Origin of the sequence: Saccharopolyspora halophila (assembly GCF_039531955.1) — a bacterium.
GTDB lineage: Bacteria > Actinomycetota > Actinomycetes > Mycobacteriales > Pseudonocardiaceae > Saccharopolyspora > Saccharopolyspora halophila.
The window spans coordinates 26,248-42,512 of the sequence record NZ_BAAARA010000022.1; the positions used below are offsets into that span (position 1 = coordinate 26,248).

Consider the following 16,265-nt stretch of genomic DNA (forward strand, 5'->3'; position numbering starts at 1 on the left):
CGAGCCCGCTCGTCAGCTGCCGGCCGCTTCTCGCAACGCGGGCAGCAGCTGCTCCTCGGCGAAGCCGAAGAAGCCGTCGGGATCCTCGTCCACGCCGACCTGGACCAGCGCGATGTCGGTGAACCCGGCCTTCCAGTAGGACGAGACCGCGTCCACGATCGGCTCCACCTCGCGGCAGCAGGGAATCCCGGCGGTGACGTCCTCCTCGCGAACGTACTGGGTCGCGGCGGCGAAACCAGCGGGCCCGGGCAGCTCGGAGTTGACCTTCCAGCCGCCGGAGAACCAGCGGAACTGCGACCACGCGCGCTTGGCAGCGACGTCCGGGTCCGAGTCCCAGCAGATCGGTTGCTGGCCGAACTTCCGCGTCCCACCGCCGGTCGCCGAGTCCCAGCTGCGGCAGAGCTCGGCGGTGGGCTCGACGGCGATCATGGCGTCGGAGAGCGGCGCGAAGCGCTCGATTCCCTGCTTGCCGGATATCGCGGTGGCGATCGGGACCTGCTCATCAGGCAGATCCCACAGCTTGGCCGAATCGACGCGGTAGTGATCCCCGGTGAAGTTGACGTAACCGCCCGCCAGCAGCGACCTCATGATGTGCAGCGCCTCGGAGAGCTTCTCGTGCCGCACGTTCACCGGCGGCCAGTCCTGGCCGACCACGTGCTCGTTGAGGTTCTCACCGGAACCGACGCCGAGCGTGAAGCGGTCGTTGGAGAGCAGTCCGATCGTGGCGGCCTTCTGCGCCACGATGGCCGGGTGATACCGCATGATCGGCGCGGTGACGAAGCTCAGCAGGTCCATTCGCTCGGTCGACTGGGTGACGGCACCGAGCACGCTCCACGCGTACGGGGAGTGCCCTTGCTCGTCTAGCCAGGGCGAGTAGTGATCGCTCATCACCGCGAAGTCGAATCCCGCGCGCTCGGCCGCGGCGGCATGCTCCACGAGCTCGCGCGGGCCTGACTGCTCGGTCATCAACGTGTATCCGAAGCGAACCATGGGTGTCAGCCTTTCGGCGCTCAGGACGGTGGGCGTCGGTGTTGTGATGAGAGGGCGCGGCCGAATGCCGCTGCCCGGCCTCCCGGAGACCCCTGCACTCGAGTAACCACCGCGCCCGGTCGCGAAACATCGACCCCGTCGGAAGTCGTGCCCTCGGGCGTCACGTGGTGAGGACGAACCCGCTTTCGGGGCGTGCCGGAACTCGGCGCAGCGAAATCGTCAGGTCCTGCTCGGGCACTCGGTAGTCCAGCCGCGCCAAGCGCACGGCCAGCGTCGCCAGGATCGCGACCGCGGTCGGTTCGCCCGGGCAGCGGTGGTTGGTGGCCGGGTCACCGCCGCCCTGCGGTACCAGTTCGAACGGACCGATCTCCCGCCCGAGGAAGCGCTCCGGGCGAAAGACGTACGGATCGCCCCACAGCTCCGGGTCGTGGTTGTGGCCCCACAGGTCGAGCAGGACCATCGCGCCCTCCGGGATCCGTTCGCCGCGCCAGGACGATTCGCGCACCGCTCTGCCACCGATGAACGGCGCGAACGGGTAGAACCGGCGGACCTCGTGCGCGAACGCTTCGGCGAATTCGCCATCGTCCTCGCGCAACCGCTGCCGGTAGCGCGGCCAGCGGTGCAGGGCGTGGCCGGTGTGGGCGATAAACCAGCACACCGCAACGGTCGGGCGAATCACGTTGAGCAGCTCGACGGCGGCCGTTCGGGCGGTGAGTCCGCCATTCGGAACCCAAGACCGGGCGGCCGTCTCGAGCAGCGAACCTTCCGGAGGTTCGAGGCTGCCGTCCCGCACCCGGTCGACCAGCCGGGCGAGCCACGACTCCCGACGGCGCCGCGCACGCCGGGCTCTCCCGTGCCGTGGCCCGGGCGTGGCGAAGCCGTCCACCATCGCCACCAGATCCCGCGCGAGACCCGGCAACTCGGATTCGGCGAGCGGGATGCCGACGGCGCGGCACGTTCCGCGGGTGATCACCCGGCTCGCCTCGTCGAACAGCACCACCTGCTGCCCCGGGCGCTGGTCCGCGATGGCTTCGTCCCACGCGGCCGCGACGTGCTCGGCGATGTTCTCGGACATCTCCGGGGTGAGGTAGGAGAGGAATCGCCGCTTGCGGGCTCGATGATCGGCTCCGTCGAGCGTGTGCACCGCGTTCCTGCCGAACAGCGTCTTCTGCACCGGCAGCGGTACCGCTCCGCTGCGGCGCACGTTGTGCTCGTCGTAGAAGAAGCGCGCCGCGTCCGGCCCGCACAACGCGACCGCTCGCTGCCCCAGCAACCGCGTGTGCACCACGCCGGACTCGGTGCGGGCGCGCAGTCCCGGCAACCACGCGTATCCCGTCAGCAGGGCTGGTACCGACTCGTCGACCAGCGCACGTGGCAATCGCATGGCCACGGAGTACCCCGGAACTTCCCGGTCAAACGAAGCGATCCGGGTGGTTAACACCCGCTGAGCGGATACCCGGGGTTCAGGGGTTTTCAGCGGTAGCCGCATGCGGTGAGGGCTCATTCACGCGAATCGCAGACTGAAACAGCTCCCCGGAGAGGGGTGTTCGGCGCAGCGGAGAAGGGGTTCCCGATGGACATGACGCTCTCGGTGGTCAACGGCCTGGTCAACTACGTCCGGAGCGTGACCGCCGGCATGGAGGAGGAGATGGGCGTGGTCGATCTCGAGGTCGGTGACGAGCTGACCACGGTGATCATCCTCGTGAAGTCGCGGGTGCCGGCGCTGGCGGAACTGCCGCTGCTGCTGACCTGGGACGAGGTGAGCGGTTGGGCGTTGCGGGTGGGTACCGGCGACGACGGGGACACGACGCCGCTGGCCTACTTGGGCGAGGACGTCCTGCCGCATCCGCGAACCGTGCAGGAGTTCCTGCGGGAGGCGCTGCGCGGCGCCAGCCCGGGCCGGGTGACGTCTCCGGCGTTCCGCGTGCCGAATGCCCGGGACGGCCTGGAGCAGCGGCTCGAGCGGCTGCCCGGGGAGGGCGAGTCCCGGTGATGCTCGTCTTGAACAGGGGTTCGTTTCGGCGCGGACCCGGCCGGAAACCCCTGCGGTGAGCATGCACGGCGTTTCCCCGTCCGCGGAGAGGACATGAGCCACCGAAAACGTTCCCCGGTCTCGCGTCGGCAGCGGTCGTCGGTCGGCGGGACGAGTCCCGAGTACGGCAAGCGAGCCGCCTCGCACGTGCTGCGGGTGTGGCACTGGGAGAGCTGGGCGGAGCTGCTGGCGTGGCTGCGAGTGGAAGGCGCGAGCGACCCCGAACTGGGGCCCGGCGAGATCCGCGCGCTGTGCCGGGACGTCGAGCGGGCCTCGTCGCGCGGCGCGGACCTGCCGGCCGACGCCGCCGGACTGCTGCGGGTGCTGCGCAGCGGTTCCAGGGCTCCGTCGCGTCCGTAGCGGAGCGAATCCGAGCGCGTTTGCCGAGCGGAGGTCGTCGCCGGGGAACCTCCGCGTGCGGGGACCTGCCGGACGCCGTCCAGGACGAGGGGTGTCCTCGTGGCCCGCGCCCATGAACACCGGACGGTGCGCTCGGCCTGCCGAGACGCCGCGTCCGACCGCCCGTGGTGAATCCGGAGCCCACGATGAGCGAGTACGTCCAGGTGCTGAAGCTGAATACCGGCGAGTTCGCGGCCGAGGTGCACGAAGGCGAGGAAACCACCCAGCACCGCGTGGTGGTGCCGGACCGGTTCCGCGACGCCTTGGAGATCTCCGGCCTGGACGAACAGCAGCTGATCAGCGAGTCGATGAAGTTCCTGCTGCAGCAGATACCGGTGACGTCCCTGCCGCACGACATCGACCTCGACGAGGTTCGGCAGAACTACCCGGGATTCCTGCCCGAGCTGAGATCGCGGTTGGGCGCGGTCACCTGAGACCGACATTTCGGTTGCGCACAACTAGGTTGTGTGCAATTGAATGGTGCACTACAGTACTGGTGTGGCGAAGGAACCGGAATCGACGCTGGATCGGCAGCTGTGCTTCGCGCTCTACAGCGCGTCGCGCGCGTTCACCAACCTCTACCGGCCGTTCCTCGACGATCTCGAGCTGACCTATCCGCAGTATCTGGTGCTGCTGGCGCTGTGGGAGCGCGAGTCGCTGACGGTCAAGGAGCTCGGTACCGCGCTCCGGCTCGACTCCGGAACGTTGTCGCCGCTGCTGAAACGGCTCGAGGCGCGCGGCTTGCTCGCTCGGAGTCGCAGCGTCGACGACGAGCGGTCCGTGCGCGTCGAGCTGACCGGCGAGGGGCGCGAACTCCGGCAGCGGGGTCGCGAGATCCCGCAGCGGATGGTGGCCGCCACCGGGATGGAGCTCGGCGAGATCGACGAACTGCGGTCCACATTGGAAAACCTGACGGCCGTGCTGAACGACGCGGCGCGGCAGATCACCGAGAATCGGGAGATGCGAACATGACGGCTCTTTACACGGCCCGTGCGACGTCGACCGGCGACGGCCGCGGCGGGCGGACCCGCTCGTCGGACGGCGCCGTCGACCTCGATCTGGCCATTCCCGAGGAGATGGGTGGCGAGGGTGGCGGGAGCAATCCCGAGCAGCTCTTCGCCGCGGGGTACTCGGCCTGCTTCCACAGCGCCCTGAAGCTGGTGGCGCGCAAGGCCGGCGTCGACGCCGGGGGAGCCTCGGTCACCGCGGAGGTCGGGATCGGCTCGAACGGCCAGGGCGGGTACGCGCTCGGCGTCGCGCTGGTCGTCGACGTGCCCGGTGCCTCCAAGCAGCAGGCGCAGCAGCTGGCCGAGGACGCCGACGCGGTCTGCCCCTACTCCAACGCCGTTCGCGGCAACATCGACATCGACGTGCGCGTCGCCTGAGCGAACCGCACGCAGCTGGACGAAAAGACCCCTGAACGGCGGCCTTCCGGGCGTTCGGGGATTCTTTTCACGTCGGTTGGCGGGGTGCGGAGCCCGCTCCGGTCATGCGAGCAGTTTCCTGGCGAACTCGCGGGCCTCGGTCAGCAGCCCCTTGCCGTGGATTCCCTGGTGGGCGAACGCGCCTTCCAGCAGTAGGAACAGGTGTCGTGCCAAGCGCCTCGGGTCGGCCGCGGGCTGGTCCTCGGCGATGAGGCCGCGAAGACGGTCTTCGACGGCCTGCTTGTGGTTGCGGATGATCGCGTAGGCCGGGTGTTCAGTGGACAGCTCGGCCGCGGCGTTGAGGAACGCGCAGCCGCGGGTGGTGGTGCGGGCGTCCTCGGCGTAGACGTCGAAGAGCGCGAGGGCGCGCGGTGGTTCGGCCGCCGCGAGACGCTCCTCCAGGGACTGCCACCACGTTGCGTGCCGGTTGGTCAGATATGCGGCTACGAGAGCGTCTTTGGAACCGAAGTTGTTGTAGAGCGTGCGCTTGGTCACGCCCGACTCGGCGGCGATCGTGTCCACCCCCACCGCGTGGATGCCGCGGTCGTAGAACAGCTCGGAGGAGACCTCGAGTATGCGTCGCGCCCTCGGGGTCAGCCGGTGGATGTTCGCTACCTCATGCTGCACGCCCGCCTCCTTGACGTTCACAGATCTGTATAATTACCCTGCTCCAATTACACAGATCAGTGTAAAGGCGCGGTCATGGTAGCCCCTCGCGGCAACCCGCCGGGAGCGACCCGGGCAGCACCGCGCCGACGACGCGACATCGCGTGACCGGTCGCCGCACGGAAAGTGAGGACTATTTGTGGCTTCACCATCGGAAGCAGCACCGAACCCCTTAGCGGCGGCATGGCGCAGCCTGTCCAAGCCGGTGTTCATCCCGGCGATGGTGATCATCATCGCCGCCCTGGCCGCCGCGACCTGGTACGGTGCCGCCTACGGCGAGGACGCCGAAACCGCGTTCACGAACCTGCGGGACGCTATCGGGTCGACGGTCGGCTGGTGGTACGTCCTGGTCGTCACCACGTTCCTGGTCTTCGCGTTCTGGGTGGCCCTGTCCAGGGCGGGCAACATCCGGCTCGGCCGCGACGACGAGCGGCCGGAGTTCTCCCGGTTCTCCTGGTTCGCCATGCTGTTCTCCGCGGGCATGGGCATCGGCCTGATCTTCTGGGGCGTTGCCGAACCGCTCAACCACATGATGTCCCCACCGGACATCGCAGGCGTCGAAGGCGGCACCAAGGCGGCCAGCCGCACCGCCATCGGGGAGGCCCTCTTCCACTGGGGCCTGCACGCCTGGGGCATCTACGTGGTGGTCGGCCTCGGTCTGGCCTACATGTCCTTCCGGCGGGGGCGCCCGCTGTCGGTCCGCTGGTTGCTCGAACCGATCTTCGGCCGCAGGCTCATCGAGTCCTGGGTGGGTCACGCCATCGACGTCTTCGCCATCGTCGGCACGATCTTCGGGGTCGCCACCTCGCTCGGTCAGGGCGCCCTGCAGATCCAAGCCGGGCTGGCCCACCTCGGGTGGTTCGAAGCGTCCAACGGCCTCCTGCTCGGGATCGTCGCGCTGATCACCGTGGCCGGAACGCTGTCGGTGGTCTCCGGCCTGAACAGGGGAGTGCTCTGGCTCTCCAACGCCAACATGTCGCTGGCCGCGCTGCTGGCCGTCGGCGTCCTGCTGATCGGGCCGACGGTCTTCCTGCTGCAGTCGGTGGTGCAGAACACCGGCGAGTACGTGCAGGCGATCCCGCAGCTGATGTTCGTCACCGGGGCCGGCGCCACCGACGGATGGTCGCTGAGCTGGACGCTGTTCAACCAGGCCTGGTTCCTCAGCTGGGCGCCGTTCGTGGGCATGTTCATCGCCCGCATCTCGCGTGGCCGCACCATCCGCGAGTTCATCCTCGGCGTGCTGCTGGCGCCCACGGGCATCGCGATCGTGTGGTTCACCATCTTCGGCAGCACCGCGCTGCTCTACCAGCTGCGAGACGGCTCGATGGTCGGCTCCGGTGGCAGCATCGACAGCGACACCGCGCTGTTCCAGCTCTTCGAGAACCTGCCGGTCGGCGGGGGAACGGCAGCCGTGCTGGCGGTGGTCGCGATCGTGGTGATCACGCTGTTCTTCGTGACGTCGTCGGACTCCTGCTCGCTGGTGGTCGACGTCCTCTCGCACGGCGGCCGGACCGAGACCCCGCGGGTGACCCGGCTGCTCTGGGCGGTGATCATCGGTATCGCGGGCGCTGTGCTGCTGCTCGCCGGTGGCGAAGCCGCGCTGACCGTGCTGCAGGTCAGCTCGATCGCGAGCGCGGCGCCGCTGTCGGTCATCTACGTGCTCGCGGTGCTCGCGCTGCTGCGGATGTTCCGCTACGAGACCTCCATCATGCCCCGCTACGTGCGCACCCGCGCCCAGACCGGGGAGGCCTCGACGGTGCTCGCGGTGCACGACATCCCGGCCGAATCCACCACGGTCGATGATGCGGGGACCTTGGCGTGGAACGATTCCCACGCGGCCAAGGACCCGATCGCCGGCGAGGTGTTCGACACCCCGGAGTTCGACGCGTCGGTCGCCGCGGCCGAACTCGAGAACGAGGAACTCGTCCGGAAGTAGCGGTGGGAGCACGAAACCCGCCACGGGGCAATCCCGTGGCGGGTTTCGCCTGCCGGGAACCGCTTCGCCTTTCAGGGCTCGCGCAGAGCCCCCCGACAACAGGCGCCCCCGACTGGCCAGAGCCCGGTGCCGGCGTAATCCCGCTGCCGGGATCGGTTCGTACTGGTGCTCGGGGCGTCCGTTGCTGCCGTATCGCAGCGTCATGATGGCTCGCCCGTCTTGCGTCAAGGCGGCCAGCTAGCGCTGCGGTGGCGCGGCAAGCACCCAGTTCCTCGGCGATTCCGGCGGCGGAACGCGACTGTGCGCTGCTGCGCAGCGCTTCGGACGCGAGTCGGGAGGGTCCACGGCGACTGGCTCTTCGGGTGGGTCGATCTCCCTCGTGCAGCATTCGCAGGGCGCGATCGATCTCCCCGAAGCGTGCCGGTCATGCTCCGCACCTTGTCGAGCTCCCGTTCAGCGCCTCCAGATCGGTGCGGTCGCGGAGCATGAGGACGCTGCCGAGTTCGACGTCGCCGCAGGTCACCGGCCGGTGGTTGGCCACCAGCACCGGGTCGTCGGTGAGGGTGATCAGGTTGTCCGCGTGGCTCCGGCTGAGCAGCAGGTCCCGAAGCCGGGGCGGAATGTCCAGGTCGGTCGCCGCGGTGCCGACCTCGCGCGGTACGTCCAGCAATCCTCGGCTTCGCGGTTGCTGGACCGAGACCCGCCCGGTGGCGTCGACCGCGAGCAGGCCTCGCCGAAGCCGTAGAGCACTGCTGCGCGCTAGCGCACCAGTAGTTCGGCCAGCTCCTGTGTTCGAGCCGCAGCGTGAGCCGCTCGAGGATGCGGGTGAGCCACGCTGCGCCCGCGATCCCGATACGCCCTCGGACTGCGTGGACGCGTCAGGCTGCGCACCGCCGCTCACGTCGGCGCGGGAAGTTCTGGTGGAGGGGACTCCGCCGAGCCCGAAGGTGGCGCGGCCGAGTTCGACGTCCTCGCGCCGGACCGGGATTCCCTGCGTCCGCAGCTGCACTGGTGCAACGCAGCGCTGACGATCGCGATGCTCACCGCGCTCATCGTCGGCGTGTTGCCGGTCGCGGTGTGGTTCATGATCGGCTGCGCGCTCGCGCTGATCGTCAACTGCCCGCGGCTGGGCCAGCAGCGCGACCGCATCGCCTCGCACGCCGACAGCGTGGTCGCGGTGGTCGCGATGGTATTCGCCGCAGCGGTTTTCACCGGAGTGCTGTCCGGTACCGGAATGATCGAGCAGATGGCGCGCTACCTGCTCATCGCGCTGCCGGAATCCAGGTTGCCGTTCTTCAGCATCATCGTCGCGGTGTTGAGCGTGCCGTTCACCTTCTGCATGAGCAACGACGTGTTCTACTTCGGCGCCATGCCGCTCCTCGCGGAGGCAGGTGTCCAGCACGGGATCGGTGCGATGGAGATCGCCCGCGCATCGCTGCTCGATCAGCCCATCCACATGCTCAGCCCGCTGGTGCCCGCGATGTACGTCCTCATCGGACTGCCGAAGGTCGACCTGGGTGATCACCACCGCTTGGCGATCAAGCGGGCGCTGCTGGTGTGCACCGCGGTCAATCGGTAGCGGGTTCGGCCTCGGACTGATCTCGATCCACTGAGGAGATGGAAAAAGCCCCGACGGCGAGGAAATCGGCGGCGATGCGTCCGATGGGCCCGGGAAGGCCGGTCGGGGGCGTCTCGAGGCGGACGGGGCGACACGACCTTGTCGCCCCGACCTCGTCTCGGCCAGCGCGCTGCGCCGGCGCCGGCGGGGATGGTGAAGCCGCCGAGCTCGGGGTGCCTCCTCGATCGGTGCTGGGAGGCACCCCGGCGGCGAGCTTCAGTAGCCCCGCGCCACCCACTCGTCGAAGTGCGGGATCACCTCGCCGATGGTCGTTCCCGGACCGTGGCCGGGGTGGACCTTGGTCGCTTGGGGGAGCGTGAGCAGGTGGTCGCGGATCGACGCCGTGATCGTGTCGAAGTCCGAGAAGGACCGCCCGGTTGCGCCCGGCCCGCCCGCGAACAGGGTGTCTCCGGTGAACACCGTGCCCAGGTCGGGGCAGTAGAAGCACACCGATCCCGGCGTGTGACCAGGAGTGTGGATGACCCGCAGGTGCAGGCGCCCGACGGAGAACAGCTGCCGGTCGACGAGCAGCCCGTCGGGCTGCCGCGCCGGGTGGGTCAGTTCCCACACCGGCAGGTCTGCGGGGTGCAGGTGCAGCGGTGCACCCACGGCGTCGGACAGTTGCGGTGCCACGCGCACGTGGTCGTCGTGCGCGTGCGTGGCCAGGATGGCCAGGACCTCCCGGCCCGCGACCAGTTCCCGTGCCACGTCGGCGTCGTGCGGTGCGTCGATGACAACGCACTGGGTGTCGTCGCCGACCACCCAGAGGTTGTTGTCGACCTCGTGCACCTCGCCGTCGAGGGAGAACTTCCCCGAGACCGTGGCGTGATCGAGTCGGATTCCCATCAGAACGTCACCACCGAACGCAGGACTTCACCGCGGTGCATCTTCTCGAACGCGTCCTCGACGCCGTCGAGGGAGATCTCCTCGGTCACGAACTTCTCCAGCGGCAGCCGCCCCTGCTGGTACAGCTCGGTGAGCATCGGGAAGTCCCGCTCGGGCAGGCAGTCGCCGTACCAGCTCGACTTCAGCGCCCCGCCGCGGGCGAAGACGTCCAGCAGAGGGAGGTCCAGCCGCATTTGCGGATCGGGCACTCCGACGAGGACGACCGTGCCGGCCAGGTCGCGGGCGTAGAAGGCCTGCTCGTAGGTCTTCGGGACGCCCACGGCGTCGATGACCACGTCCGCGCCGTTACCGCCGGTTAGCTCGCGGATCGCGTCGACGGTATCGGTCTTGGACGCGTCGACCGTGTGCGTGGCGCCGAACTCGCGCGCCCATCCGAGCTTGTCCGCGTCGGTGTCGACGGCGATGATCCGCCGCGCGCCGGTCATCGCTGCGCCCGCGATGGCCCCGTCCCCGACACCGCCGCAGCCGATGACGGCCACGGAGTCCCCGGGACCGGCCTTGCCGGTGTTGACGGCGGCGCCGATGCCGGCCATCACTCCGCAGCCGAGCAGTCCGGCCACGGCCGGGCGCGCGGCCGGATCGACCTTGGTGCACTGTCCGGAGTGGACCAGCGTCTGCTCGGCGAAACCACCGATGCCCAGCGCGGGCGAGAGCGGGGTGCCGTCGGACAGGGTCATCGGCTGGGAAGCGTTGTGGGTGGCGAAGCAGTACTGCGGACGGCCGCGGTTGCAGGCCCGGCAGCTGCCGCACACCGCGCGCCAGTTGAGCACCACGAAATCGCCCGGCTCGACGTTGTGCACGCCTTCGCCGACTTCTGCCACCGTCCCGGCCACCTCGTGGCCGAGCAGGAATGGGTAGTCATCGCTGATGCCGCCCTCGCGGTAGTGCAGGTCGGTGTGGCAGACCCCGCAGGCTTGCACCTGGACCACGGCTTCACCCGGACCCGGGGCCGGGACGTGGATCGTGGTGACCTCCACCGGCTTTCCCTTTCCGGTGGCGACCACTCCGCGTACCTCGGTCACTGGCTGCTCCAATTCGGTTTCGGTGTTTCAGTTCTGGTATTCGGTTGCGGCGTCGGTGAGCCAGTCGGCGAGGTAGCGGGCGAAGGAGGAGCGCACGAAGATCCAGTAGCTGGGTCGTTCGTGGTCCCGGCACAGCAGCACGACCCCGGCGCGTGCGAGCAGGGTTTGCGCGCACTGGTCGGAGGTGAAGGCACGCCGGTGCAGGTCCAGGGCGCAGCCCTTGGCCAGCAGTTCGCGTGATTTCGGTCCGGATACCTCGACGATCGTGCGGTGCCCGGATACGTCGGCCACCGAGCCGTGTTCCTCGCCGAGGGCTTCGACCAGGGTGGCCTGGATCTGCTCGCCGCTGCCTTCGCTGCCGACGAGCAGCCACTCGTCAGGACCGAGCCAGAGCACCTGCAGGTTGCCGGTGCGGGCGACCTGGCCCGGCTGGTTGGGCAGCATGGCACCGATGGCGGTGCCGATGCGTTCGGCCGCAGAGCTTTTCGGATCGACGCGCAGCGCGATCTGGGCGGTGAAGGCGATCTCGGAGATCCGCAGCTCGCCGGGCACCGAGGAGTCGGCCAGCGCCTCGGCGCGGGCGGCCAGCGGGGATTCGCCGTAGAGCTCAGCCATCGCGACGGGCTCCTTCCTTGTCGTAGAAGACCGGTTCGGTGATCTCGACGGGCACGAACCCGTCGCCGACGTGGCCGTAGATCGTCTGCCCGATGCGGTCCCGGCCGCTGGTGACCAGCGCGAGTGCGAACGGGCGCTCCAGCGCGGCGCTTTGGTAGCTGGAAGTGATGTGGCCGAGCATGGGCACGGGTGGTTCGGGCAGCTCGGTGTGCTCGACGAGCTGGGTGCCCTCGGGCACGACCGTCGAGTCGGCCGGGGGCAGCAGTCCGACCAGGTGCTTGCGGTCATTGCGGGCGGTGTCTTCGCGGGCGAAGGAGCGCATGCCGAGGAAATCGTCCTTCTTCTTCGACACCGCCCAGCTCATCCCGAGGTCGTGCGGGGTGACGGTGCCGTCGGTGTCCTGCCCGACGATCGGGAAGCCCTTCTCCGCGCGCAGGACGTGCATGGTTTCGGTGCCGTACGGCGTGATGCCGTGGGGTGTGCCTGCTTCGTGCAGGGCTTCCCAGATCTCGCGGCCGTACCACCAGGGCACGTTGATCTCGAAGGCCAGCTCGCCGGAGAAGCTGATCCGGCAGACCCTGGCTTGCCTGCCGGCGACCTTCCCGTCGGTCCAGGACATGAACGGGAACGCGTCGTTGTCCAGATCGATATCAGTGGCCACCCGGGACAGGACCTCGCGGGAACGCGGCCCGGCCAGGGCGATGGTGGCCCAGTGCTCGGTGACCGAGGTCAGGTGCACCCGCAGGTGCGGCCACTCGGTCTGCAGCCAGTCCTCCAGCCACTCCAGCACCCCGGCCGCACCACCGGAGGTCGTCGAGATCAGGTAGCGGTGCTCGCCGGTGCGCATCACGGTGCCGTCGTCGAAGACCATGCCGTCGGCGTGGCACATGAGCCCGTAGCGGATGCGGCCGACCTTCAGGGTGCTCATCTTGTTGGTGTAGACGAGGTCGAGGAACTCGGCGGCGTCCGGGCCCTGCACATCGATCTTGCCGAGGGTGGAGACGTCCTGCATGCCCACCCCGGTGCGCACCGCGTGGCACTCGCGCAGCACCGCGGTGTGCATGTCCTCGCCGTCCTGCGGGTAGTACCAGGGGCGCTTCCACTGGCCGACGTTCTCGAACGGGCAGCCCTGATCGAGGTGCCAGTCGTGCATCGCGGTGACCCGGACCGGGTCGTAGAGATCCCCGCGGTCCCGTCCCGCCAGCGCGGCGAAGGGCACCGGCGCATACGGCGGGCGGAACGTGGTCGCGCCGACGGTGCTGACGTCCACGCCGAGCAGTTCGGCGATCACACCCGAGGACAGCAGGCCGGAGGTCTTGCCCTGGTCGTGCGCGGTACCGATGGTGGTGAACCGCTTGACGTGCTCCACCGAGGACATGCCGGCCCCGACGGCCTTGCGCACATCCGCGACCGTGCCATCCCGCGCCAAATCCACGAACTGCTCGCTGCAGGTTTCCGCCGGCACCCCCGGCAGCAACCAGACCGGCTGCGGCGGCGTGACCGGGCAGGAGAAGGCGCTGGGCACGTTGGCGAAGTCGGCGTCGAAACCGGCCTCCCGCGCCGCGTCGCTGCCCGCTTCGGAGCCGGAGCGCAGGCAGTCCACCGTGCTGAACGTTCCGGCGGCCGCACCCACCGAGCGCACGCCGCGGGCGGTGCGATCGGGAACGAGCGCGCCGATCTCCTCGGAGTAGCGCACTGTTCCGCGGGCCTGGCTGTGCAGGTGCACGGCCGGGTTCCAGCCACCGGAGACCAGAAGCACGTCGCAGTCCAGCTGGGACGGGAAGGTCAGCGCCGACTCGCCGGAGGGCAGGCGGGAGACCTGCGCACCGCTGACCCGGTCGGTGCCCGAGGTTCCGGTCACCGCGCAGCTGGTCAGGATCTGGATGCCGCGGTCGATGCACCGCGCGGCCCACGACGTGGTGGCCACCGGTCGCACGTCGACCACCGCCGCGATGTCGAGTCCGGCGTCGTGCAGGTCGATGGCCGCGGCGTAGGCGCTGTCGTTGGTGGTGTAGACGACTGCGCGTTTTCCGGGGAGGACGCCGTAGCGGTGGAGGTAGGTGCGGGCGGATGTGGCCAGCATGGTGCCGGGCCGGTCGTTGTCGGGGAAGACGAGGGGGCGTTCGTGGGCGCCGGTGGCCAGCACGACCTCGCTGGCGCGGATGTGCCAGGTGCGCTGCCGGGTGAAGGTGTCCTCGCCGCGGTGCTCGACCGCGACCAGGTAGTTGTCGTCGTAGCAGCCGAACACGGTGGTGCGGGGCAGCACGGTGACTTCGGGAGCGGCTTCGAGTTCGGCGGTCACGCGGTTGATCCAGCGTTGTGCCGGGGCGTGGTCGAGTTCTTCGCCGCTGCCCAGCAGGCTGCCGCCGAACTCGGTGTCGGCGTCGGCGATGATGACTCGGGCGCCGCTGCGGGCGGCGCTGAGGGCGGCGGCCAGTCCGGCCGGGCCGGCGCCGACGATGAGCACGTCGCAGTGCGCGTTGATCGCGTCGTAGCGGGCGGGGTCGGGCTCGGTCGCGAGCCGTCCTCGTCCGGTCAGGCTGGTGGCGGTGAGCCCGTCGCGCAGCTCGACGGTGGTCGCGGTCAGCATGGGCTCGGGGAAGGGTTCCTCGATCTGCACCAGCGCGTTGGGCTCCTCGGGCCCGGCGGCCATGATGCCGCGCGGGCGGCCGTAGCGAATGCTGGTGCCGACCTGGTGCACGCCGTTGGCCAGCAGCGCGGAGGCGAGCGTGTCGCCGGCGAAGCCCTCGTAGTCGTGTCCGTCGAAGCGGAATCGGAGCGGGCGCTCGCGGTCGATCCGGCCGCCTTCGGCGAGCCTGTACTGGTCGTTCACCTCGTCACCGCCGTCGGAGTCGTCCGGGAAGATCTCGTTGGTGGTGGTCTCGCGGCGGAGGGTGAACCAGCGGCGGCAGCCGGCCTGGTGGTTCCACCGCTCGGTGAGGACGCCTTTGGGATTGGCGCGGTAGAACAGGAACCGGGCCCATTCCACATCGGACACGGCGTGCGGGTCGGCCGGGTAGCTGACGTCGGCCTGCCCGCCGTAGTGGTATTCGGTCTCGTTGCGCGGCCCGCACCACGGGCACGGAATCAACATCATGGCGAATCTCCTCGTAGGAGTTGGTTCACGGTGCGGCGTGAGCCGCTGTCTCAGGTGTGGGACTCAGCCGGCACCGCCGCGGGTTCTCAGACGTCGTCTGGGGAGGACAGCCGCAGTGCCGCGTATGCGCATACTCAAATCGCGGATCCCGGAGCCAGGCGGCGTCTGAGGTTCCGCTGCTCGCACCGTCACGCAAACCCATCCTGAAAACCTCTTTCTCAGTGGGCGACGCCTGCGGCGCCGTGTTCGTCGACGAGGGCGCCGGTGGTGAAGCGGTCGAGGTTGAACGGGGCGTTCAGCGGGTGTGGTTCGTCGTGGGCGATGGTGTGGGCGTAGCACCAGCCAACGCCGGGTGTCGCCTTGAAACCGCCTGTGCCCCAACCGCAGTTGACGTAGAGGTTCTCGAACGGGGTGAGCCCCATGATGGCTGAGGCGTCGGGGGTCACGTCCACCACACCGGCCCAGGTGCGCAGCACGTGCGCGCGGGAGAACATGGGGAACAGCTCGACGGCCGCGGTCAGTTCACGCTCGATGGTGTGGAACGACCCGCGCTGCCCGTAGGAGTTGTAGGAATCGATGCCAGCGCCGAGCACCAGCTCGCCCTTGTGGGCTTGGCTGACGTAGACGTGCACGGCATTCGACATGACCACTGTGGGGTGCACCGGTTCGAGGAGTTCGGAGACCAGCGCTTGCAGCGGGTGGCTCTGGATCGGCAACGGCAGTCCGAGCTGGTCGGCCAGCACCGAGGTGGATCCGGCCGCGGCGAGGGCGACCTTGCCGGTGGCGATGTCGCCGCGGGTGGTGCGCACGCCGGTGATGCGGTTGCCGATCCGGTCGAAGCCGGTGACCTGGCAGTTCTGGACGAGATCGACGCCCATGCGGTCGAGGGCGCGGGCGAAGCCCCAGGCGACGTGGTCGTGCTTGGCGATCCCGGCGCGCGGCTGCCAGGTCGCCCCCAGAACCGGGTAGCGCAGGTCCTCGGAGGTGTTCAGGATCGGGCAGATCTCGGCTACCTGCTGCGGGTCCAGCCACTCCGCGTCGATGCCGTTGAGCCGGTTGGCGCCCACGCGCCGCTTGCTGTCGCGGACGTCCTGCAGGGAGTGCGCCAGGTTGAGCACTCCGCGCTGGGAGAACAGCAGCGGGTAGTCCAGGTCCTCCTCCAGGCCCTCCCAGAGCTTCATGGCGTGCTCGTAGAGGCCGGCGCTCTCGTCCCAGAGGTAGTTCGAGCGGATGATCGTGGTGTTGCGGGCCATGTTCCCGCCGGCCAGCCACCCGCTCTCCAGCACGGCCATGTTGGTGATGCCGTGGTTGACCGCGAGGTAGTAGGCCGTGGCCAGCCCGTGACCACCACCGCCGACGATCACCACGTCGTAAGAGGATTTCGGCTCCGGCGAGCCCCAGAGCCAATCCGGGTGATCCGGCAGGTCGGCACCAGGAGTGGGCGACATCAGAACCCTCCGTTCACGTTCGGGTAGAGCGGGTGCTTGGTGGCGAGGGTCTCCACGCGGGCGCGGAGCCTGGTGCTGGTGGTCTCGTCGAAGCCGGGTTTGAGGGCTTCGG

At 69.2% G+C, this 16,265-nt stretch carries 16 protein-coding genes; 7 read left to right on the forward strand and 9 right to left on the reverse strand.

Annotation, left to right across the window (positions count from 1 at the left end; all coding sequences use genetic code 11):
- Positions 1-12 precede the first annotated feature (12 nt).
- Positions 13-990: a TIGR03557 family F420-dependent LLM class oxidoreductase gene (locus ABD289_RS22995; RefSeq protein ID WP_344136851.1), complete on the reverse strand. Its 978-nt coding sequence runs from the start codon at positions 988-990 to the stop codon at positions 13-15.
- A gap of 160 nt (positions 991-1,150) precedes the next feature.
- On the reverse strand, positions 1,151-2,374 hold the full coding sequence (locus ABD289_RS23000; RefSeq protein WP_344136854.1) for a cytochrome P450: 1,224 nt from the start codon (positions 2,372-2,374) through the stop codon (positions 1,151-1,153).
- A 189-nt stretch (positions 2,375-2,563) separates the two neighbouring features.
- Between ABD289_RS23000 and ABD289_RS23005 the strand changes: the two genes are divergently transcribed.
- The 5 genes from ABD289_RS23005 (at position 2,564) to ABD289_RS23025 (ending at position 4,806) form a co-directional block, all read left to right on the forward strand.
- A complete protein-coding gene (locus tag ABD289_RS23005; protein ID WP_344136857.1) occupies positions 2,564-2,983 on the forward strand; it encodes a DUF6292 family protein in 420 nt (139 codons plus the stop codon).
- Positions 2,984-3,076: 93 nt separating this feature from the next.
- On the forward strand, positions 3,077-3,382 hold the full coding sequence (locus tag ABD289_RS23010; protein ID WP_344136860.1) for a hypothetical protein: 306 nt from the start codon (positions 3,077-3,079) through the stop codon (positions 3,380-3,382).
- A 185-nt stretch (positions 3,383-3,567) separates the two neighbouring features.
- On the forward strand, positions 3,568-3,855 hold the full coding sequence (locus ABD289_RS23015; protein ID WP_344136863.1) for a hypothetical protein: 288 nt from the start codon (positions 3,568-3,570) through the stop codon (positions 3,853-3,855).
- 43 nt (positions 3,856-3,898) lie between these two features.
- A complete protein-coding gene (locus ABD289_RS23020; RefSeq protein ID WP_344136867.1) occupies positions 3,899-4,393 on the forward strand; it encodes a MarR family winged helix-turn-helix transcriptional regulator in 495 nt (164 codons plus the stop codon).
- Complete coding sequence (locus ABD289_RS23025; RefSeq protein WP_344136870.1) at positions 4,390-4,806, forward strand: organic hydroperoxide resistance protein; 417 nt, start codon at positions 4,390-4,392, stop codon at positions 4,804-4,806. Before ABD289_RS23020 ends, ABD289_RS23025 begins: the two co-directional genes overlap by 4 nt.
- A gap of 102 nt (positions 4,807-4,908) precedes the next feature.
- Here the strand turns inward: ABD289_RS23025 and ABD289_RS23030 are convergent, their stop codons facing one another.
- Positions 4,909-5,472, reverse strand: coding sequence for a TetR/AcrR family transcriptional regulator (locus tag ABD289_RS23030; protein ID WP_344136873.1), 564 nt, complete (start codon positions 5,470-5,472; stop codon positions 4,909-4,911).
- A gap of 178 nt (positions 5,473-5,650) precedes the next feature.
- Between ABD289_RS23030 and ABD289_RS23035 the strand changes: the two genes are divergently transcribed.
- Positions 5,651-7,447, forward strand: coding sequence for a BCCT family transporter (locus ABD289_RS23035; protein ID WP_344136876.1), 1,797 nt, complete (start codon positions 5,651-5,653; stop codon positions 7,445-7,447).
- Positions 7,448-7,871: 424 nt separating this feature from the next.
- On the opposite strand, the gene ABD289_RS23040 is transcribed toward ABD289_RS23035, so the two are convergent.
- Positions 7,872-8,117 carry a hypothetical protein gene (locus ABD289_RS23040; protein WP_344136879.1) on the reverse strand — a complete coding sequence of 82 codons (246 nt, stop codon included), beginning with the start codon at positions 8,115-8,117 and terminating at the stop codon, positions 7,872-7,874.
- A 366-nt stretch (positions 8,118-8,483) separates the two neighbouring features.
- Between ABD289_RS23040 and ABD289_RS23045 the strand changes: the two genes are divergently transcribed.
- The gene (locus tag ABD289_RS23045; protein WP_344136882.1) at positions 8,484-9,026 is read left to right on the forward strand and encodes a transporter permease; all 543 of its coding nucleotides are present in this window, start codon (positions 8,484-8,486) and stop codon (positions 9,024-9,026) included.
- A gap of 255 nt (positions 9,027-9,281) precedes the next feature.
- On the opposite strand, the gene ABD289_RS23050 is transcribed toward ABD289_RS23045, so the two are convergent.
- From ABD289_RS23050 to ABD289_RS23070, 5 genes are all read right to left on the reverse strand, one after another.
- Positions 9,282-9,911, reverse strand: coding sequence for an MBL fold metallo-hydrolase (locus ABD289_RS23050; protein ID WP_344136885.1), 630 nt, complete (start codon positions 9,909-9,911; stop codon positions 9,282-9,284).
- The gene (locus ABD289_RS23055; protein ID WP_344136888.1) at positions 9,911-10,993 is read right to left on the reverse strand and encodes an S-(hydroxymethyl)mycothiol dehydrogenase; all 1,083 of its coding nucleotides are present in this window, start codon (positions 10,991-10,993) and stop codon (positions 9,911-9,913) included. Before ABD289_RS23055 ends, ABD289_RS23050 begins: the two co-directional genes overlap by 1 nt.
- A 27-nt stretch (positions 10,994-11,020) precedes the next feature.
- Complete coding sequence (locus ABD289_RS23060) at positions 11,021-11,608, reverse strand: sarcosine oxidase subunit gamma (protein ID WP_344136891.1); 588 nt, start codon at positions 11,606-11,608, stop codon at positions 11,021-11,023.
- A complete protein-coding gene (locus tag ABD289_RS23065; RefSeq protein ID WP_344136894.1) occupies positions 11,601-14,705 on the reverse strand; it encodes a sarcosine oxidase subunit delta in 3,105 nt (1,034 codons plus the stop codon). Before ABD289_RS23065 ends, ABD289_RS23060 begins: the two co-directional genes overlap by 8 nt.
- A gap of 218 nt (positions 14,706-14,923) precedes the next feature.
- Positions 14,924-16,153 (reverse strand): sarcosine oxidase subunit beta family protein, encoded by a 1,230-nt coding sequence (locus ABD289_RS23070; RefSeq protein ID WP_344136897.1) that lies wholly within the window; start codon positions 16,151-16,153, stop codon positions 14,924-14,926.
- Positions 16,154-16,265 lie beyond the last annotated feature (112 nt).